Annotated in this window: 14 protein-coding genes; 8 read left to right on the forward strand and 6 right to left on the reverse strand. The window is 51.6% G+C overall.

What is annotated here, in order from left to right; translation table 11 throughout:
* Window positions 1-83: 83 nt before the first annotated feature.
* Both ACO6UY_RS14290 and ACO6UY_RS14295 read right to left on the reverse strand, forming a co-directional pair.
* Window positions 84-1,778: a VRR-NUC domain-containing protein gene (locus ACO6UY_RS14290; RefSeq protein WP_422490353.1), complete on the reverse strand. Its 1,695-nt coding sequence runs from the start codon at window positions 1,776-1,778 to the stop codon at window positions 84-86.
* A 260-nt stretch (window positions 1,779-2,038) separates the two neighbouring features.
* Window positions 2,039-2,707, reverse strand: coding sequence for a hypothetical protein (locus ACO6UY_RS14295; RefSeq protein ID WP_422459491.1), 669 nt, complete (start codon window positions 2,705-2,707; stop codon window positions 2,039-2,041).
* 110 nt (window positions 2,708-2,817) lie between these two features.
* On the opposite strand from ACO6UY_RS14295, the gene ACO6UY_RS14300 reads away from it, so the two are divergent.
* Complete coding sequence (locus tag ACO6UY_RS14300) at window positions 2,818-3,384, forward strand: DUF4202 domain-containing protein (protein WP_422490354.1); 567 nt, start codon at window positions 2,818-2,820, stop codon at window positions 3,382-3,384.
* 185 nt (window positions 3,385-3,569) lie between these two features.
* Window positions 3,570-6,632, forward strand: coding sequence for a D-2-hydroxyglutarate dehydrogenase YdiJ (gene ydiJ / locus ACO6UY_RS14305; protein WP_422490355.1), 3,063 nt, complete (start codon window positions 3,570-3,572; stop codon window positions 6,630-6,632).
* A gap of 100 nt (window positions 6,633-6,732) precedes the next feature.
* On the opposite strand, the gene dmsD is transcribed toward ydiJ, so the two are convergent.
* The 4 genes from dmsD to ACO6UY_RS14325 all read right to left on the reverse strand — a co-directional run bounded on the left by dmsD (window position 6,733) and on the right by ACO6UY_RS14325 (window position 12,886).
* The gene (dmsD, locus tag ACO6UY_RS14310) at window positions 6,733-7,326 is read right to left on the reverse strand and encodes a Tat proofreading chaperone DmsD (RefSeq protein ID WP_269676953.1); all 594 of its coding nucleotides are present in this window, start codon (window positions 7,324-7,326) and stop codon (window positions 6,733-6,735) included.
* Between the two features lie 94 nt (window positions 7,327-7,420).
* Window positions 7,421-8,170 (reverse strand): class I SAM-dependent methyltransferase, encoded by a 750-nt coding sequence (locus ACO6UY_RS14315; RefSeq protein ID WP_422446520.1) that lies wholly within the window; start codon window positions 8,168-8,170, stop codon window positions 7,421-7,423.
* A gap of 47 nt (window positions 8,171-8,217) precedes the next feature.
* Window positions 8,218-10,425 (reverse strand): 1,4-alpha-glucan branching protein GlgB, encoded by a 2,208-nt coding sequence (gene glgB, locus ACO6UY_RS14320; protein WP_422466820.1) that lies wholly within the window; start codon window positions 10,423-10,425, stop codon window positions 8,218-8,220.
* Between the two features lie 4 nt (window positions 10,426-10,429).
* Window positions 10,430-12,886, reverse strand: a complete 2,457-nt coding sequence (locus tag ACO6UY_RS14325; protein WP_422446524.1) for a glycogen/starch/alpha-glucan phosphorylase — start codon at window positions 12,884-12,886, stop codon at window positions 10,430-10,432.
* A gap of 544 nt (window positions 12,887-13,430) precedes the next feature.
* Between ACO6UY_RS14325 and malE the strand changes: the two genes are divergently transcribed.
* The 6 genes from malE to ACO6UY_RS14355 all read left to right on the forward strand — a co-directional run bounded on the left by malE (window position 13,431) and on the right by ACO6UY_RS14355 (window position 21,700).
* The gene (gene malE / locus ACO6UY_RS14330; RefSeq protein ID WP_422446526.1) at window positions 13,431-14,648 is read left to right on the forward strand and encodes a maltose/maltodextrin ABC transporter substrate-binding protein MalE; all 1,218 of its coding nucleotides are present in this window, start codon (window positions 13,431-13,433) and stop codon (window positions 14,646-14,648) included.
* Between the two features lie 34 nt (window positions 14,649-14,682).
* Entirely contained in the window at window positions 14,683-16,239 is a 1,557-nt protein-coding gene (malF, locus tag ACO6UY_RS14335; RefSeq protein ID WP_422490357.1) for a maltose ABC transporter permease MalF, read from the forward strand.
* An 86-nt stretch (window positions 16,240-16,325) separates the two neighbouring features.
* Entirely contained in the window at window positions 16,326-17,216 is an 891-nt protein-coding gene (gene malG, locus ACO6UY_RS14340; protein ID WP_422446530.1) for a maltose ABC transporter permease MalG, read from the forward strand.
* 82 nt (window positions 17,217-17,298) lie between these two features.
* A complete protein-coding gene (locus ACO6UY_RS14345; protein WP_422466816.1) occupies window positions 17,299-18,435 on the forward strand; it encodes an ABC transporter ATP-binding protein in 1,137 nt (378 codons plus the stop codon).
* A 9-nt stretch (window positions 18,436-18,444) separates the two neighbouring features.
* Window positions 18,445-20,718, forward strand: coding sequence for a 4-alpha-glucanotransferase (gene malQ, locus ACO6UY_RS14350; RefSeq protein ID WP_422490359.1), 2,274 nt, complete (start codon window positions 18,445-18,447; stop codon window positions 20,716-20,718).
* Between the two features lie 202 nt (window positions 20,719-20,920).
* Window positions 20,921-21,700: an outer membrane protein gene (locus tag ACO6UY_RS14355; protein ID WP_422490360.1), complete on the forward strand. Its 780-nt coding sequence runs from the start codon at window positions 20,921-20,923 to the stop codon at window positions 21,698-21,700.
* The last annotated feature ends 3 nt before the right edge of the window (window positions 21,701-21,703 follow it).

Here is a 21,703-nt window from a genome sequence, read left to right on the forward strand (position 1 = left end):
CAGGAGATAGAGCAACGCAGGAGCAGTTGCCGGGAGTGACTGACAACTTAGTCAGAAATATATGATTTCATTTGGTTAACTACTTATACCCACCCAACATACACCACCTCCGCTGGAATTCCGTTTTCCTGAAAAAAGGCTAACCACAATTTCTGATTTTCCTGCAGCCTGTCTCCCGGCCCCTTAACCTCCAGCCACTGATACCGGTTATTTTCCGGATCAAACAGGATCAGGTCCGGAAACCCGGTTCGGTTGTGGGCAATATCAAACATCAGTCGTTGAAACATGGCACGCAGTTGTGCCATCGGTATCAACGATACGGCCAGGGTAATCAGCTCCGGACTGAGTGCAGGCCAGATAACCAGACGATTGCTGATGCCCTGCTTCGCGCTATAGGTTGCCAGCAGAGTATCCAGAAGATGGCTTTCAGACATTTCTGCCAGCCTTTGATGAATCGAATCCTTACAGCTTTGATAAAAATCCGGAGTCATCAGGTCTGCTGGTCCACTCTGAAACGGGTGGAAAAACACCCCCTCCCGGTCGGCAAAGATAATATCCCAGAACCACAGGCCAGCAAGCCCATTGATCAGGGCATTTTCCACATAAAACACCTGCCAACCCTGATCTTTGAAATGCGCCTGCACCTGAAATTCAACCCGCTGACCATTGTCATTCAGCTCAAGAGTCCGTTCGTTAAACGGTGCGGTTTGCCGCCTGCGCTTCTCGCCCTTCAGGGTTTTGGCAAACCGATGGGCAAAAGCCAGCTCCAGGCTGCTGGCTGGTGAAGCCTGTATCTCTTCACACAGTGCCAAAGCGCCCGCAGTGTCATTCAGCCTGGCCAAAATGCGAGTCCGCCGTTCCCGGGACGGAGGCAAATACGACTGCTGAAAACTGGCGACTGCCGCCCGCAAAGCACCTTGCCTTTCCAGATCACGGGCAATGGCATTCACCAGCCGGGCATACCGCCGCTTAAGGGTCGGATGGCTGAAATCAGACGACGGTGGTAATTTAGCGACCAGGGCCTGCAACTCTTCAAGGTCAAGTTTCTTGTTGTCCCGGGCAACTGCCTGCCAGAGCAGTGACAGACTCAACCCCTGCTCCAGCTCCTCCCGGCGGTCAAATAACCGCGAGTTTAGCGGATAGCTTTCAAAGCGATTCAAACCCAGGTCCTGAAGTACAAACTCCGTCAAATCCTGACTGAGGTTACCAAAGAACAGGAACAATAAGGTTCTCAGCTCTTCCCGGTACAGCGGTTGAAGAATGGTAAATGGCAGATCAGGGCATGGGTTACCGCTATCCACCAACCGGTTTACCAAAGATTGCTTACGTTCGCTTCGGTAAGGGCCAAGCTGGTCAGGAAAACAGCACAGTAACTCACTTTTGGTCATAAGCTCGCACACCGCAACCAGATCCAGCGGCGGGTTAACCTGCATAAGACCCGCACCGACCAATTCATTAACCGCCAATTCAATGGCGGCAATTTCCGGATAGCTGAGTTTATCCCGCCGAAACATCGGGCCTTTGCGCCCCACCAGCCGCACATAGAGTTTCTGTGCATCCTCCTCCAGCCGTCGGAAGGTGTTGAGAAAAGCGGTTTCGCGGCAACTCAATAAATCAGCATACAGCTGCTCAACAAAACCAAGCAGCCGCTGAAAATTGGTCAGGTAATAGTCTTCAGGTAATACCACCGGTGTGTGCAATGCAGCCTCGCTATTAAGTAGTTGGCCAAATGGAATCGTATATTTCTGGCTAAGTGGGCAGTTACTATGTAATACCAATTCCACCTTCTAAATATGAACTGCGCAGCCATTTTGAACAGCTGGATCTTCGTTGGAATTCCTCGCAATAGCCCTGCTATTACTCGTCATTCCGCCTTGCCCAGCTGTCCAAAATGACTTGCTCGATCTCATATTTAGAAGGCGGAATTGGTATAAGGCGCAACGTAGGGAGCATAGCAGTAGCTATGTGACCGGAGTTGCAACGCCGCAGAGTGATTGACAACTTAGTCAGAAATATATGATTTCATTTGGTTAACTACTTATTCACAGACAGCAATATCGGAAGGGCGGAACACCTGCAAACCGGACACATCCAGTAATGACTGCTGGTACATCAAGGTTGCCAGTGCTGTAATCCGGGTGGGACGAAGTGCTTTCAAACCGGAAACCGGCAGGCTGCCTAACAGCGACAGCAGATAAAATCCAACAGACTCCATCAGCCGAAACTCATCACGATTGCCATGCAGCAATGACGGCTGGTAAATAGCCAGAGAGCGAAGCCCCAGTGCTTTCAGCCCACTCTCCGCCTCACCTTTCACCTTCATATAAAAGGCCTGCGACCCCTTATCTGCCCCATAAGCACTGATCAGATGAAACGACGGCTGTCCATGGTCCACTGCCCACTGACCAAGTGCCAGAACATAGTCACGATCAACTTTGGCAAAGGCTGACCTTGAGCCAGCTTTCTTTATGGTGGTACCAAGACAACAGAACAAGACGTCAACGGTTAAATCCAGATCCTGTAACTGATCCAGGCTCAGCACCACCTCCCTGACTTTGGCGTGACCCGCCCATTGTGTCGTTCGGTAGTGCAGAACAACGACCTCGGAGTAGTGGCTTCGCTCCAGCAGGTATTGCATCAACACCTGCCCGGTGGCACCGGTCGCACCAACCACCATGGCAACCCTTGGGGGCTTTTCTTTACTCATCCTTTTTAACCCGACTATCCAGTTGAGTAGAATCACAAATACCAGTCGAAATCCACTGGCAAATCAAGTAAAAAGTGCGGCATAACTATTTTAAAATGAGATCGCAGTTTATGACCAGGCTTGCAGAAACATTGGCCGCCATTGACCAGCTTCACCAGATGGACCCAAGCGTCATTGATGATACCCCGGCAGAATTAAACTACGCCCGGCAAATGACCCACTGGTTGCAACAACTGGCTCCGGATGCTTCTGAGGAGTTACAGATCGCCGTTCGCAGTCAGCACCTCTGCCGCTGGGAAATCCCCCGGTCAGAATACCCTGAAGGACGCACCGGCTACCTGAAGTGGCGCACCGAACTGGGCAAGCTGCATGCCCGAAAAGCCGGTAAAATCATGGCCAGAAACGGTTATTCAGAAGCAAGCTGTGCACAAGCGTCCGCGATTATCCGCAAGCAGGGCATCAAGCGAAATGCCGACACCCAGACGCTGGAAGACTGTGCCTGCCTGGTCTTTTTAACCCGCGACTTTTCGGCCTTTGCCGCCAAACACCCCAGGGACAAGGTGATCGCCATTGTGCAGAAAACCTGGAAAAAAATGTCTGAGCAGGCCCAGCAGAAAGCGTTGGCGTTGCCATTTGCAGAGCCTGACCTGAGGGTTCTTCAGGAGGCGTTGGCGTAGGAACAGTCATACTTAAATAAGCGCTGCCCGAAAAAGACAGACCGCATGTGCTTGTGCTTTTGTGGGCAGCGGGAAGCGGTCTCAGACAACAACTTACCAGAGCAACCCCCAAACCCACCACCTTTTGTTCCCTACTTTCCCTGCTTTACGTACAATACCCCACGGGATTGATGGGGAGTAAAGCTGTGATCAGTAGGCTGGATCAGAAAACAACAAACACCTTATATAGCCACTTTGCCCGTGAGCTGGCCTCTGCTGGCTTCAGCGGAGATATTGAGCTGGGCTATGCCGACCGGACCGTTCTGGCAACAGACAATTCAATCTACCAGGTACTGCCAGAGGGAGTGCTCTACCCTCGCTCAACGGCAGACATCAGCAAGATTCTGACCCTGGCCAATAAGCCATCGTTCCATCAGATCGTCGTGTCTCCCCGTGGTGGTGGTACCGGCACTAATGGTCAGTCGCTGACGTCTGGTTTTATGGTGGACACCAGTCGTTATATGCACCGAGTGCTGGAGATCAACACCGAAGAGCGCTGGGCCAGGGTTCAATCCGGCGTGGTCAAGGACTACCTGAACGAGCTGGCGGCGAAAGAAGGCCTGTTCTTTGCCCCGGAACTCTCCACCAGCAACCGGGCAACTGTGGGCGGCATGGTGAATACCGATGCCAGCGGTCAGGGTTCCGTAGTGTATGGCAAAACCCGACACCATGTACTTGAACTGACCTCAGTGCTTGCCGATGGCACGGTATGGAACTCCTCACCAGTCGATAACGATCAACTTGAGCAACTGTGTCAACGAGAGGATCGCATTGGCGAGATTTATAACACCCTGAAAAAGACCCACCGAGAACATCAACAACAGGTGTCTGACGTATTCCCGCACCTGAATCGAAACCTGACCGGCTATGATCTGGCCAATATTGTCAATAAAGATAACCAGCATGATCTGAATGCCATTCTCTGCGGTTCCGAGGGAACCCTGGCCATCATCAGTGAAATCAAAGTTAACCTGCTGCCTATTCCCAAACACTCTGCCCTGGTGCTGGTTTTCTACAAAAGTTTCCAGGACTCGCTGCAGGATGCCCAGACACTGATGTCCGCCGTGCCAGATTCCATTGAAACCATCGACTCCCGTGTGCTTGGGCTGGCAAAGGCTGACAGTGTCTGGGAAAGCGTCAAAGACTTCTTTCCCAGGCAGAGTGATGATATTGACGGCATCAACTTTGTCGAGTTTACCGGCGACGATGAAGCGGAGATTCAGCAGGGTATCGATCGTCTGAAAGCCGTACTGGAACAACCGGTCAGTATCTGGCGAGCCGGTCACAGCGTAGTGAACGGCACCGGCAATGTTAAAAAAATCTGGCACATGCGCAAGCAGGCTGTCGGGCTGCTGGGCAATATGAAAGGCGACGCACGACCTATACCCTTTGTGGAAGATGTGGCGGTTCCTCCGGAAAATCTCGCTGACTTTATTCAGGCATTTCGGGCACTACTGGACAGTCACCACCTTTCCTATGGCATGTTCGGGCATGTGGATGCCGGTGTTCTCCATGTCCGTCCGGCCATCGATATGAAAGACCCGGAACAGGAGAAACTGGTCCGGTTAATCAGTGATGACGTGGCCGCCCTGGCCAAAAGTTATGGTGGTGTGCTCTGGGGTGAGCACGGTAAAGGGATCCGTTCGGAATACGCACCGGACTTCTTTGCCGAGCTCTACCCGGTGCTGCAGGAAATTAAAGGCGTATTTGATCCCTACAACCAGTTAAACCCCGGCAAGATTGCCACCCCCGCCACCGAACCGGTTCAGCTGCTGAAGATTGATGAAGTGCCCACCCGTGGCCAGCAGGACCGGGAAATTGAGCGCAATGCCTTTGCCGCGTTTACCAGCAGTCTTTACTGCAACGGCAACGGTGCCTGCTTTAATTACAACCCCAACAGCGCCATGTGCCCCACCTGGAAAGCCACCTATGACCGGACGCAATCCCCAAAAGGCCGCTCGGGCCTGGTGCGGGAGTGGCTGCGGTTACAAACCGCCGCTGGTGCCGACATAGCTGGCGAAAGCCATAAGATCCGTCAGGCGGGCCCACTCTACAACGGTGGTCAGAAACTGATAAACCTGGTGAACAAATGGCGGGGTGAAGAGGACTTCAGTCATCAGGTGTATGGCGCTCTGGATAACTGCATGAGCTGTAAATCCTGTGCCGGACAGTGCCCGATTCAGGTCAATGTTCCCGATCTGCGTTCCCGTTACTTCGAACTTTACCACGGCCGCTACCCGAGACCGGTCAAACACCATGTGGCCGGTTTACTGGAGCCAATGCTGCCGGTACTCGCCAGGATCAAACCGGCTTACAATCTGGTTATGGGCTGGTCAGTGGCCAATACCCTTGCCAGCAAAACCATTAGTCTGCAGGATATTCCGGCGATTACCAGTTCATCGCCGGTTAACGACTGCTGTCGTGCTGGTGCGGCCATTGCCAACCGCACGTTACTGGATGCCATCCCCGATAGTGAACGGGATAAAACCGTCATTATTATTCAGGATGCCTTTACCAGCTTCTTTGAAACACCGCTGCTGACCGACCTGGTTGAGCTGCTGATTCGTCTTGGCTACCGCCCATTGATTGCCCCCTACCGCCCCAATGGAAAAGTGCTCCATGTCTATGGCTTCCTGGGTCGGTTTGAAAAAATCGCCAGAACCAATGGTGAGGAGCTGAAAGCACTGGCCGACAGTGGCATCAGCCTGGTGGGCATTGATGCGGCGGTTACCCTGACCTATCGGGATGAGTACCGGGAAGTGATGGGCGACAGGTCCCCGGAAGTACTGCTCCTGTCCGAATGGTTCGCCAAACAGTCAGAAACAATACGTCAGTTGCAATTAAGCCTTGCCTCCGCTGAGGCAGAAGACTTTGTGCTACTGGGCCACTGCACAGAAATCTCCAATGTCCCCGCAGCTCCTGCTCAATGGCAACAGTTATTCAGTGACCTGGGCCTGAAACTCACCTATAAAGCCACCGGCTGTTGTGGGATGGCGGGCATCTACGGCCATGAGACCCGTAATCAGGATACCTCAAGAAAGCTCTACGATATGAGCTGGAAGGAGGTTGTGCAGAACCCTGAACACAGTGGCAGGCTGGTAGCTACCGGTTATTCCTGTCGCAGCCAGGTGAAACGTTATGGTGATGGCAAGATTCCACACCCGGTTCAGGCACTGCTGCAGGTGATGAAACAACAGGCTTTGAATTAGCCTTTTTGAACCACGAAGGGCACGAAGAGCACTAAGTCTTTGTGACCTTTGTGGTTCCAGTGCTTGCACGACAACCTTCTTGTATTGCAGTGAAAAAATCTTATCGATATAGCTGATGGGTTGCCGCCGTCACATCATAGGCTGCAGAGACTTCCTTCAGGAATTCATCAGCCACCACTGCCAGCGCACGGTAAAAGCCACTCTCATCCGCCTCTGCCAGCAATTCCAGATAACGGCCAGACCATGGCAACAGATGGGTGCCAAGCAATTCCACCACTGCATCGTCATTCTCCGTTTCCATAAAGTAAGCCATGGCTAGAATCATCAGGCCAAACTGATCTTCCGGCTCATTCAAGTCGGTATCCAGTTCCACCTGGTTTGCCCGCAGAAACTGGCGATAGGCCTGCGCCGTTTCACCCAGCAGCAAATTTTCCCGATCCAGATAAACCGATCCCCAGGGCGGCGCTGGCATAGAGCCCTGCCCCTCAAACAACAGGGAAAATTGATAAGTCAATTCCGCTATATCCACAGAACACAGCTGTGCAGCAGCTTCTTCAATAACAGAAGGATTCTGCCAGTCCAGCAGAGCAGGCAGCTCAGCCAGTTCGGCAATAACGCTACCGGCTTCTTCGGAGGTTGGAGAGTAATAAAACAGGGTTCCCAGCATTCTGGGAAGAACGGCAATAGCAGACAACTCGGCACTTCCTGAAATCAAACGTACGCAGACGACTAACTATAGTAGCAGGCGATTTTCTTGAGTATATGGACTAATACCGAAAACCTTTCCCTCACGTCCTGAACGCCTCAATTGCCACAATAAACGGATCGGCCTGATACGCTGCCCAGTAATCGCTCCCCCTGGCCTTAAGCCCTTCTTCCGATACGGCTGGATAAAGCACATTCACGTTGGTCAAACCAGCCTCTTGTAAGCACTGAACAATGGTATCGGTAGACCAGCAGTAATCGGTAAAATGAACCTCAGTATCCCCGACGTGAATGGCCAGCTCAAACGGATCACCGTCCTGCAGGTTTGCCACAGCGTCCACTTTTTTTCCATAGCAGTCATCCGGTGTCTGAGGATTACCCTGCACCCGGGCATGACGCTCAGAATCCAGCGCCAGCAGATAACTATAGCCGCCCGGTGACGTATGATGCCAGAGGGTTTCGGCCAGCTCTTTCAGATGGTTCAGGCTGCCCAGGCGACAGGTCAGCCAGAAGGCCAGCACCGCAGAAAATGAACGCTCCAGTCGCAATGTCGTTGGATCCGCCTGCTTGTACTCAATACCCGGTTCAGCAGACTCATTCAACTGTATAGCCCGATCCAGCATGGCCGGGCACTGATCCACCCCCACCACATACTCAGCCCCGGCCGCCTGGGCAAGGCGGGAAAAGAAACCTTCGCTGCAGCGCAAGTCCAGCACAGAATTTACCGGGTGTGTCACAAACAGACTTTTTACATAAGGGGTGTAAACGTATTTGCCAACGGGGGACTCAGCCACCGCAATGGCATAATCATCCGGCGTGAAAAAATGACTCATATTCGCGCATCCTTAATGAGCAGTCTGCTCAAATCCAGAGAAGTGGATTATTCGGTCAGGTGTAAGAAAACCGTCGCTAATGGCGGTAACGTCATCACTAATGAATGCAGCTGATGATGCATTGGCACAGGCTCTGCCACCAGGGGCAGTTCATTCAACACACCACTGCCGGCAAACTCACGACTGTCGGAATTAAACACCTCTTTCCAGACACCGGCTCCGGGGACTCCCAGCCGGTAATGGGGCCTGACCACCGGGGTAAAATTACAAATGACCACCACCGGTGGGTCTTTGACGGTATGCCGACTGAAGGCGATGACTGACTGAAGCACATCATCAGTAATTAACCACTGAAAACCCGTTGGGTCATAATCGGACTGCCATAAAGCAGGTGAGGCCTGGTAAGTGGCATTCAAATGCCTGACCATAGTCGTCAGGCCACGGGAAAATTCTTTTTCCTCCGGTAACAACCAGTCCAGCTGACCATCGTGATTCCATTCACGGTGGGAACCCAGCTCCGCGCCCATAAACAACAATTTTTTACCGGGATGCCCAAACATATAACCATACAAAGCGCGAAGGTTGGCAAACTGCTGCCACTCATCTCCCGGCATTCGGCTGAGCAGTGTGCCTTTGCCATGGACCACCTCATCATGGGAAAGCGGTAAAATAAAGTGTTCACTGTCGTTGTACACCATACTGAACAGGATCTGATCATGGTGATAACGACGATGCTCCGGGTAGCGGGCCAGGTAATTCAGGCTGTCATGCATCCACCCCATATTCCACTTGTAACCAAACCCTAGTCCGTTGTCGTAAGTAGGCATCGAGACGCCGGGCCAGCTGGTAGACTCTTCAGCAATCATCATGGCATCAGGATAGTGCTGATATACGGCTTCATTCAGCTCCCTGATAAACTGGACGGCCTCAAGGTGCTCATTGCCCCCCAAAACATTGGGCTGCCACTCTCCCTCCCCCCTTGAATAGTCGAGATAGAGCATGGAAGCGACCGCATCCACCCGCAGACCATCCACATGAAACTGTTCAAACCAGAACAACGCATTGCTGATCAGAAAGTGTCTGACCTCCGGGCGTCCGTAGTTATAAATATGTGTCTGCCAGTCCGGATGCCATCCCCTCTGGGGATCTTCATATTCATAAAGATGGGTGCCATCAAAGTGGGCCAGGCCATGACTGTCAGAGGGAAAGTGTGCCGGAACCCAGTCAAGAATGACCCCGATACCGGCGTCATGAAACCGGTCTATTAAGGCTTTCAACCCATCCGGATCTCCGTAACGGCTGCTTGGCGCAAATAAACCCACCGGCTGATAACCCCAGGAACCATTAAAAGGGTGCTCGTGAAGCGGGAGAAATTCAACATGGGTAAACCCCATTCCTTGCACATAAGGCACCAGTTGTTCAGCCAGTTCAGTGTAATTCAGTAGCTGACCACGCTTGCCTTTTTTCCAGGAACCCAGGTGCACCTCATAAATACAGACCGGTCGATCTAACCCCTGGCACTGATGCCACACCGTATTCTGCCATTGATATTTGCGGGAATCATAAACAATGGATGCATTCCCCGGTGGCTGCTCCGCATAACAGGCAAAGGGGTCCGCCTTATGGGGCAGCAGCTGACCATTCGGGTCTTTCAGCTCAAATTTATACAGATCCCCCGCTGTTACTTCAGGAATAAACAACTGCCATATACCACTGTTACTGCCAGCCATCTGGTGCAGCCGACCATCCCAGTGGTTAAATGAACCAATCACACTGACACTGCGGGCATGGGGCGCATAAACCCGAAATAGGACGCCTTGCCAGCTATGGCCTGACAGCGTCACCGAATGGAGGTGCGCACCCAGTGTATGGTACAGCCAGTTGTGGCGGATGACCGGCTCTGTACGACAAAGGCTGGAGAATTGATAAGGGTCGTTAGCCCTGAACTGATGATGCTGGGCATTGGTGACCAGCAGATGATATGCCTGAGGCTTCGAGATATCCGGAAATTGCCGCTCAAACAGCCCCGGTGCAATATCAGTCGCGGGCCCCAGGCTCTTTCCGGTAACCTCATCAATAACCTCCACACTGATGGCATCTGGCCGCCATACTCTGACTACCAGCCCTTGACCGGTTCTGGCGGGATGCCAACCGAGCAAATCAAAGGGGCTGGCACAGCAGGTATTCAGAAGGTCATCAAGCACAGTATCCCGGCTGTCAGAATCCAGCCGGATACCTTCAAGAGCATCGGCCATAATCCTAGACTTCAATATTCCAGATAGTTTTACAGTAGTCGACAATGGATCGATCCGATGAAAACTTGCCCATGGAGGCGGTATTAATGATCGCCATGCGCCACCAGTGGGATGGGGTCTTCCAGGCTTGAACGATCCGGTCATGGGCGTCACTGTATGACTGGTAGTCAGCCAGGGTCAGGAAGTAGTCCGAATCCAGCAGAGATTCCACCAGTGGACGAAAGGCATCCGGCTCGTCAGGGCTGAGGTCTCCCGAGGCCAGCCAGTCAATAACCGCTTTCAGTTCTTCATTGTGCTGATAGACATCCCGGGGGTTATAACCCCGCTGACGCAGATCACTGACATCATCCACCGTCTTGCCGAAAATAAAGATATTGTCCTCGCCCACCTCTTCAGCAATTTCCACATTGGCGCCATCCAGGGTTCCTATGGTTAACGCACCATTCAGGGCAAATTTCATATTCCCGGTACCTGAAGCCTCAAAACCGGCGGTGGATATCTGCTCGGAAACATTGGCCGCAGGAATGATTTTCTCAGCCAGACTGACCCGGTAATTAGGCAGGAACACCACTTTCAGCTTGTCCCGAATGCGGCGGTCATTATTGACCCGCTCAGCCACACGGTTAATGGCGTAGATAATGTTTTTCGCCACCAGATAACCCGGTGCTGCCTTGGCTGCAAAAATAAACACCCGTTGTGGTACATCCAGGTCTGGGTCCTCGAGCAGACGACGGTAAATCGCGATGATATGCAAAAGATTCAGTTGCTGCCGTTTGTATTCATGCAGACGCTTGATCTGCACATCAAAGATCGCCTCAGGATTGACTTTGACACCGCACAGCTCATCAATAACACCAGCCAGGTGTTTCTTATTGTCCAGTTTGATCCGGGCAAATGTTTCCTGAAACTGTGGATCATCAGCCCGGGTCTTTAACTCGCTTAATTGGGCAAGATCGCTGCGCCAGTCGCCGCTGAGTGTTTGATCAATCAGCTCAGCAAGTTCAGGGTTACAATTGGCAAGCCAGCGTCTGGGGGTGACGCCATTGGTGACATTAACAATTTTCTCAGGCCAGAGCTGGTCAAATTCCGGGAAGAGGTTTGCCTTCACCAGCATTGAGTGCAGAGCAGCCACCCCATTGACTTTATGACTGCCGATCACCGACAGGTATGCCATACGTACCATTTGTGGTTCTGCAGGGTTTGTCGGCTCTTCAATAATCGACAGACGACGTTTCATCTGATGGTCACCGGGCCACTGTGCTTCTACCTCCTTATTCAGGAAGTGGTAGTTCAGTTTGTAGATCAATTGCATGTGTCTGGGTAAAACCCTTGCAACCAACCCCTGAGGCCAGGTTTCCAGGGCTTCAGGCAGCAGTGTATGGTTGGTGTAGCAGAAAACGCTGCGGCATACTTCCAAAGCCCTGGTAAACACAAAATCTTCTTCATCCATAAGGATTCGCATCAGCTCAGGCACAGCAATTGCCGGGTGCGTATCATTTAACTGAATAACGACTTTACTGGTAAATTCTTCCCAGCCTTTATGCTCACGCTTGTAACGGGCAATAAGATCCGCCAGCGAGCAGGCAACAAAGAAATACTGCTGAATAAAGCGCAGCTCTTTGCCTTCCGGATGACTGTCGTTTGGATAGAGCACCTGACTGATATTTTCTGCGAGAATTTCCCGGAACCTGGAATCCTGATAACGACCGGCATCAAAGCTGTCCAGGTCGAACCCTTCTGTCGCCCGACCCTCCCAGAGGCGCAGGGTGTTAACACGCTCAGTGTTATAGCCGGTTATTGGCAAGTCCCAGGGAACACCGAGCACTTCCTGGGTATCCTCCCACAGCTTTTTGCCATCAACTTCCCTGACCTTGCCGTATAATCGGATAACCTGTTTTCTTTTCGGTTTTTCAATGCCCCAGGGAAAATTGTCTTCCCGCCAGGCATCCGGACTTTCCACCTGTTTACACTTGACAAAGCCCTGCTTGAACAGACCGAAGCGGTAATTAATGCCATAACCAAAAGCGGGAACGTTCAGAGTGGTCAGTGAGTCGAGAAAACAGGCAGCCAGTCGTCCAAGCCCGCCATTACCCAGTGCCGGATCCGTTTCGTATTCCAGAACATCCGCAAGGCTCACGCCAAAACTGGCCATGGCTTGCTCAGCCTGATGGTAGATCCCCAGATTATGGAGGTTGTTGCCCAGCAGGCGCCCTACCATAAACTCAAGTGACAGGTAGTAAACCCTTCGGGCACCCTGGTCTTTTTCATCCCTTCGGGTACTCCTTGTACGATCCAGATTGATCTCCCTGGCCAGCAGGCTTAATGCTTCCCAGTAATCCCCGGGGGTCGCTTCCTCGGGTTCAACCCCGAGAGACTGCTCAAGATGACGACGAATTCCCTGTTCAATCTGAACCGTATCCATATTACGAACTGAACTCAGATCTACATTGATTCTATCCATATCAAACACTCTCTTGTGGCAGCTCAAGCTTTTCAGATTGATCAATTGAGAGGAGTCGTCACAGAAAACAGCTTGAGAAAAGTCACTAAAAACTACGAACCGGTACACGGAGGCAAAGTTAATCCTTGCGCCATGACCAATAATGGAAAACCATGAGTAAGTTATAGTTGCCTGACCCTGATTAGGTATACTTTTGTCGTTTTTTTTTAGGGTTATATCAATTTAAACAATATAAACGACGATAAATAATTAATTCATATAAATTAAACAACAACTGACACTTAAATAAAACCACACAGCGGAGAATCAGTATTAAAAACAAACTGTTAATAACCAAAACATCACCTTGATTAATGTATTGGATATTCTTACTGGCATACTCAAACACAGCGATTATTATTAGTCGGTATTCGACTCATTCATCTGGCTAAGACCTGACTGGTTTTTTAGTAATCAACCATGGTTCTTTTAACCTGTTAACGACTTTCCTTACCCGAATAACCAGCCGCTTTCAAGCAGTCTGGTTTACCCGGAGAAATCAGAAATGATCCCTTCGCTGATTAAAAAAACTTGCCCAGCTATCCTGACAGCACTGTCACTGATCTTTGCCGGTAGCGCATCGGCCTTCAACTCTGACGAGCTGTTGATATGGGTTGGTGGCGATAAAGCCTATGAAGGTATCCGCAAGGTCGGTGCCCAGTTTACCAAAGACATGGAGATAACCGTTAAAGTCGAAATACCGGAAAATATTACCGACCGCTTTCAACAGGCTGCAGCCTCCGGCAGCGGACCAGACATTATTTTCTGGGCCCATGATCGCTACGGTGAATGGGCAAGAAGCGGTTTGCTGGCACCTGTCAGCCCATCATCAGAGTTCAAAAAAAGAGTGAACAGCATTGGCTGGGAAGCCATGACCAGCAATGGCAAAATTTATGGTTACCCGATTTCTCTGGAAGCCATCAGCCTTATTTACAACAAAGCGATCCTGCCAGCCCCCCCGGCCACCTTTGAAGAAATGTTTCCCCTGGCAAAGAAGCTGAAACAGCAGGCAATCCCCAACAGGAAAAATGAAAAAGGCATCATCACCATTATGTGGGATCAGGATCAGCCCTATTTCACCATGCCACTGCTGGCAGCAGATGGTGGTTATGTTTTTCAGAAAACGGCCAAAGGCTATAACGTCAAGAAAACCGGCGTCAACGATCCGGGTGCCATGGAAGGAGCCAAAATGCTGGTGGACCTGATCGATAAGGGCGTGATGCCTCGTGGCGTTGACTACGGCGTGATGGAAGCCAATTTCAACCAGCAGAAAGTAGCCATGATGATTACCGGCCCCTGGGCCTGGGCGAATCTGGATAAGAGTAAAATCAGTTATGGTGTTGCACCGCTGCCCAAACTTCATGGCAAACCGGCCAGGGCATTCGTTGGCGTATGGGGCCCCGCACTGAATAATGCCAGCCCCAACAAGTCCATAGCCAAAGAGTTTCTGGAGAATTACCTGCTCACCGAACAGGGGTTGACCGTGATGAACAATGACGTCCCTCTTGGTGCCGTCGCCAATAAGGCGTTGATGAAAAAACTGATGAAAGACCCTCGTATTGCGGCAACGTATCAGAATGTTGAACGGGGTCTGATCATGCCCAATGTTCCGGAAATGGGTAAATTCTGGTCTGCCATGGAGACCGCTCTGCGCAATATTACCAGTGGCCGACAAAACTACCGTGAAGCCCTGAACGATGCGGCCAAACGCATCATCGGCTAACTGTTTTCTGTCGGTAAAAAGAGGCCAGCACGTCATGAGCACAGCAAGAGCGACCAGCAGTAGCGGTGCCTATCTGGTGATCGCCATTGTTGCCGTCATCGATCTGATACTTTTATACGGTGTAACCTTGATGTATGCCCAGGGAGAGCTGGCTTTTGCCATGCTCGTGCTGGTGCTTGCGACGGCAGGCTCATGGGTTTTTGTCAGCAGAAAAGGGTACAACTACCGCTATGTTTACCCCAGCCTGCTAGGGGTCGTTACCTTTATCGTCTTTCCGCTGATTTACACGGTCAATGTCGCCTTTACCAATTACAGTTCCAACCACCTGCTGTCTCTTGAGCGGGTCAGGGCTATACACCTGGCAAAAACCTACCGTACGGGCGGTGAATCGTTTTCTTTCAAGATGTATCAGGAAGGTCCCAGCTTCCGGCTGATGCTGACCAGTGCTGCAGGCGGTGAGGCGCACTATCTGACCGGGCCATTTACCGACAGTGGTCAGCCTCAGGAGCTGAAAGCCTTTGAGTCCCTGCATGTGCCAACCGGAGCGGCCCTCCCAATCCGGGAAGTCATCAAAAAACGTTCAACGCTTCAGAAGCTGGATATTGTTCTGCCTGATGGCACTGAACTGGCCATGACCAGTCTGAGAAAGTTCGGAGCTATCGCCAGGATTTATCGTCCCGATGACCACACTGACCGGCAATACCCGGAACAAAGCCTTGCCCTGGTCGATAACCGCACGGGAGAGATCATCTATCCGGATATGGCTACGGGGTATTACACCAACGAAGCCGGTACCGAGCAGATGGGTCCCGGTTTCACCATCTATACCGGTTGGGATAACTTTGTCCGGGTCTTTACTGACCCGGGTATTCAGGGACCTTTCCTGAAGATCTTTACCTGGACGGTGATTTTTGCCGCGCTGTCGGTTGCTTTCACACTGATTATCGGCCTGTTAATGGCCTGTCTGGTGCAATGGGAGCCGTTGAAAGGGAATGGTGTTTACCGGTTGCTGTTGATCCTGCCCTACGCGGTACCGGCCTTTATCTCCATCCTGATTTTCAGAGGGCTGTTTAACCAGAACTTTGGTGAAATCAACCTGCTGCTGGATATGCTCTTCGGAACTAAACCAGAATGGTTCAGTAATGAACTGTTGGCCAAAACCATGGTCATTATTGTCAACACCTGGCTGGGCTACCCCTACATGATGATCCTCTGTATCGGGCTGCTGAAAAGTATTCCGGATGATCTCTATGAAGCGTCGGCCATTGATGGCGCTTCACCGGCCCAGAACCTTTTCCACATTACCATTCCGATGATTATCAAGCCGCTGATTCCACTGCTGATTGCCAGCTTTGCCTTTAACTTCAACAACCTGGTGCTGATCGCCCTGTTAACCGATGGCGCTCCGGATATGCTGCACGCCACCACCCCGGCCGGAGCTACGGATATCCTGGTGAGTTACACCTTCCGTATTGCCTTTGGCTCCTATGGCCAGGATTACGGTCTGGCCTCTGCGATTGCCACAGCGATTTTTCTGATGGTGGGCTTTATTGCCTGGGTAAACCTGAAAGCAACACGACAATTGCAGTGAATGTTTAACCACATGGCAGACAAGTTTTATCGTTCCCACGCAAAGCGTCGAAACGAGATGAAAAAAGTCATACAGGAGCCGTTATCATGGCAATGGTGCAACCAAGAAATCTGAAATACCGGGTCTGGACAGCCCGTATTGTCATGTGGCTGTTCCTGCTGGTGATTCTGTTCCCTTTTTTCATGATTATCTCCGTTTCCCTGCGCACCGGAAACTTTGCCACGGGCTCCCTGATCCCTGAAAACCCCAGCCTTGAACACTGGTATCTGGCACTGGGTATCCCCTGGGAGAATGCCGATGGCTCTATTACTCAGCCACCGTTTCCGGTGCTGGCCTGGTTGTGGAACTCCATCAAGGTGGCCATCATCAGCTCTGCCCTGATCCTGATTCTGGCGACCACCGGTGCCTATGCCTTTGCCCGGCTGCGGTTCCGGTTTAAACAACAGATGCTGACGGCCATGATGATCCTGCAAATGTTCCCGGCCGTTCTTGCCCTCGTGGCCATCTACTCGCTGTTTGACCAGATTGGCGACTACATCCCCTGGCTCGGTCTGGATAGCCTGGGTTCCGTCACACTCGCCTACCTGGGCGGTATGGCACTGCATATCTGGCTGATCAAAGGGTACTTTGAAACCATCGATAACTCCCTGGAAGAAGCAGCGGCTATTGATGGGGCAACGCCCTGGCAGGCATTCCGTTTTGTGCTGCTGCCGCTGTCCGTCCCCATTCTGGCGGTTGTTTTTATCCTGGCATTTATCGCCAGTATTGCCGAATACCCGGTGGCATCGGTGCTGCTGCAAAGTATGGATAATCTCACCCTTGCGGTGGGCTCCAGACAGTATCTGAACCCTCAGAACTATTTATGGGGCGACTTTGCCGCCGCCGCCGTGCTCTCCGGTTTACCCATCAGTATTATTTTCCTGGCCTGCCAGCGCTGGATTGTCGGAGGACTGACATCGGGTGGCGTCAAAGGTTAAAAAAACGCCGCCCGCTTCCCGCTGCCTGTAAAAGTGGTTCGGCTGTTGCGGGCGGCGGGCAGCGATCTTTTAAAGGTGTCCTATGGCAGAAGTTAAACTCGTCAACATTGCGAAAAGTTATGACCAGGGACAAACCTGGACTCTGAAAGACATCAACCTGAACATCGGTAATGGTGAATTTATCGCGTTCATCGGCCCATCCGGTTGTGGCAAGTCAACGCTGCTGAGGATGATCTGTGGGCTGGAAGATATCACCAGCGGTGAGCTGAGCATTGATGGCGAGAAGGTGAATGACTGGCCACCCAATGAGCGTCGTGTGGGTATGGTCTTCCAGTCTTATGCCCTCTATCCCCATATGTCGGTGGCAGAAAACATGGCCTTTGGCCTGAAGCTGGCCAGGGCGCAAAAAAGCGTGGTTGATGAACGGGTGGGTGAAGCCGCCCGCATCCTGCAACTGCAGGCGCTGCTGGAGCGTAAACCCAAAGCCATGTCCGGAGGTCAACGACAGCGGGTTGCTATTGGCCGTTCCATTGTGCAACAGCCCAGGGTCTTTCTGTTTGATGAGCCCCTGTCAAACCTTGATGTGGCCCTGCGTGTGCAGATGAGACAGGAGATTGCCAGATTACATCGCCGACTGAAAACCACCTCCATCTACGTCACCCATGATCAGGTGGAAGCCATGACTCTGGCGGATCAGATTGTGGTATTGAGTCCCCTGGCACAGGACGCGGCCAGCAACCTTGAGCAGGTGGGCAAACCGCTGGAACTATATCACCACCCGGCCAACCTGTTTGTTGCCGGCTTTATTGGCTCCCCCAAAATGAACTTCTTTGACGGCGTCATTGAAAAAAGCGGAGAACAGGAGACGCATGTTCGTCTGACCACTGGCGAAACCCTGAAAGCCTGTGTCGATACCAGCAAAGCTGATCCGGGCTCCCGCGTGGTGTTAGGAATTCGACCGGAACATACCCTGGCGGAGACCGACAATGGCAATGCCGTTGATGGACGGATTGAAGCACTGGAGCGCCTGGGTGCTGAATCATTTATCTATATGAGCCACGATACCATTCGAGAGCATTTTATTGTGCGGGTAGAAGACTCCCTTCGCCGGGAAGAAGGCAGTAAAATACGTGTCGAGCTGTCACCTGAGCATTGTTATCTGTTCGATGCCAACGGCACGGCCTTTCGCCGAACCCGGGCACCGGAAATTGATCAATAAACTTGCCAAGTGAGTCCATCCATGCACGACATAAAACAGATTGATGCCCTGGCCGGGCTTTGTGGTATTCCCGCCCATTATATTGATGCTGCTGGCAATCCAGTCACCATTGAGACGGACTATAAACTCAATGCGCTAAAAGCCATGGGGGTTGCTGCGGGTAACGAGCTGGAAGTCCAGGCCTCCATCGACGGCATTCTCAGAAAGCAATGGTCATCATTGATTCCTGTGGTTCACGTGGTTCACTGCGGAGCGCTTTTCACGGTTCCCGTTCAGGTTGACGAAGCCCATCGGAATGAATCGCTGCGTGGTGAAATCATTCTGGAAGACAACCGTTCAATACCACTGGCCATCAACCTGTCAGAACTTCCGGAAGAAGACAGGCTCTCGGTGGACCAGCAGGAGCGAATACGCCTGCTCTGCCCGCTGCCGGAAGACCTGCCGGCAGGCTACCATCAGCTGTCCGTTACTCTTTCTGCTCATCAAGAAGCTGATCATCACGACAGCTGTCGTCTGATCGTCGCGCCACAGACCTGCTACGAGCCTGATATTCTCAGCTTTGAACAGCCCGGGCCAACTGAGAAAATCTGGGGAGTCAGTGTCCAGCTCTATACGCTCCGCTCAGAAAACAACTGGGGAATGGGGGATTTCAGTGACCTGAAGCAGCTGGTGAACAAACTCGGACCACAAGGGGCTGATATTGTCGGCCTGAATCCAATTCATTCGCTCTACCCGTCCAACCCGCTGCATTGCAGTCCTTACAGCCCGTCCAGCCGAAATTTTATTAATCCACTGTATATCGATGTTACGGCGTTGCAGGAGTATCAGGATTCGGCGGAAATACAGCAACATGTGAACAGTGACGACTTTCTGCGTCAGTTACAGAAAGCCAGGGACAGCTCACATGTGGAGTATGACCGGGTGGCTTCACTGAAATTTTCAGTACTGGAAATGGCTTTCAGCTATTTTGAAAAACACGCTTCTGGTCAACAAGTTTCTGGTCAACAAGCTTCCGGTCAACAAGAAAGCACCAATCAATCCTGCAAGTCAGCCGACTTCAGCCATTACTGTGAAGAAAAAGGTCAGGACCTGGAGCTTCAGGCCACCTATGAAGCCCTCTTTGAGCACTTCAGATCCAGAGATATCAATAGCTGGGGCTGGAACTGCTGGCCTGCAGACTATCAGGACCCGGACAGCCCGAATGTGAAGGATTTTGTTGCCCGGTCAAAAGAGCGAATCCGATTTTATATGTACCTGCAGTGGCTGGCCGAGCAACAACTGGCTGAAGCCCAACAGGCCGCCGTTGAGTCCGGCATGCGTGTCGGTATTTACCGGGACCTTGCCGTAGGCGTCGACCGGGGCGGTGCCGATGTCTGGGCCCACCGTGATGACTATGTTCTCAATGCCAGCGTCGGTGCCCCTCCCGATACCGTTGCGCCACAGGGGCAGAACTGGGGACTCCCACCCTTCAACCCAAACAGGCTGCGGGAGCAGGCGTATGCACCATTTATCGATATGGTTTATGCCAATATGCAGCACTGCGCTGCACTGCGTATTGATCATGTGATGGGGATACTCCGGCTCTGGTGGTGTCCACCGGATAAAACCGCAGACTATGGTGTCTACGTTAATTATCCACTGAATGATCTGTTAGGCATCATTAAACTGGAAAGCCAGCGACAGCAGTGCCTGATTTTTGGTGAAGACCTGGGAACCGTACCGCCGGAAGTAGAAGCAGCGCTGCCAGCAGCCCACTGCTACTCCAATGAAGTGGTGCTCTTTTCCAGGGTCGAAGATCATTTTCTGGCACCAGCAAAGTACAAACCCCAAGCCCTGACCTGTATTTCCAATCACGATATTCCCACGCTCAGGGCCTGGTGGAACTGTAATGATCTTGATTTACGACAGGAGCTGGGTATCTACGATTGGGCCAGAACAGAGCAGGAAAAAGTTGCACGGCATGAAGACAAACTGGCTCTGCTCAACACACTTGCGGATATTGGCGAAGCGCCTTATGGCGTAGACCCCAGTGATTTAAATTCTATGGGCTATAGCCGGGAACTGATGGAAAAGATCCACTACTACCTGGGCAAAACCGCATCCAAAATCATTGTTATCCAGCTGGAAGATGTGCTTGAACTGGATACACCGGTCAATATTCCCGGCACCAGCAGCGAGTACCGTAACTGGAGCCGCAAACTGACCCGCACTATCAGCGAGATATTTGCCAGTGAGGAAAACCGGGTATTGTTCAAAAACCTTGGGCTGACCCGTAAGGCCTGAAAACCCTAAGCAACAGTCTTTAATTAACCCTGAATTCGTATCCAAAATTCATAACCGTGTTTGAGTGTCCAAAAAACTAAAACCGCTTCAGATGTAAACTACACTTACCCAATATCGTCCCGGTTATGTACGACTTTGAACGTACATATATCTTAGATCTTCTCCAACTCTACTCCTTCACACAACAGATCTGGTACCACCTATGATAAGCGGCAAAAACAGCTATTTTGCATATTTTGCAAGAGCAGGCATGAAGGTGTTTGCCATTGGTATTTTGCCTTTTCTCTTCCGTGGAACATCCTTTGCCAGTGAGCATCCCTGGGATAATGGTGTGTGGTTTGCCCAATTGGGAGGGGGGACTGCATTAAGCAGAAGCCTTGAAGATGATCGAACGTTAAAACATGCCGGGTTTGATCTGCAAGACCGATTTAAAAACTGGCAAAGCGACCAGCATGGTTTTTTTTGGCTGCTATCCGGAGGCTATGAAATTCCCTGGCAGGACTATCAAGTTCGTTTAGCCGTTAGTTTTAACCAGATGGGCGAGCTCGAACACAAAGGCGTCAGGGGTCCCACGGGTGATCTGGAAAACACTGATCTCAATTATCGCTACAAAACCCGCAGTCGGCAGCTAATGGCTGAAGCCGGTATTCAGCTGCCTGTAACAGACCACAAAATGACCTTTATACAGCTGGGCCTTGGTCTTGGCATGGGCTGGAATAAGTTTCAAGGATTTTCGATAACGCCTGCCGAGGGCAGTATGTCTTCCCTGAATATTTCTGATCATAAAGAAAGTCAGTTGGCATGGAGCCTGGGCGTATCGATTGCTGTTCCTGTCCATGAATCGTGGGGCCTGGAGGCTGGCTATCGCTATTTGCATGGGGGCAAGATTAAATCAACAAGCAGCAGTCAGTACTCCTCACCGCTGGTGGACGACACGCTGGCCTTCCATCTGTATGAGGCTCGCCTGACATGGCGTTTTTGAATT

The organism is Endozoicomonas sp. ALE010 (genome assembly GCF_049310165.1).
Classification (GTDB): Bacteria; Pseudomonadota; Gammaproteobacteria; order Pseudomonadales; family Endozoicomonadaceae; genus Endozoicomonas.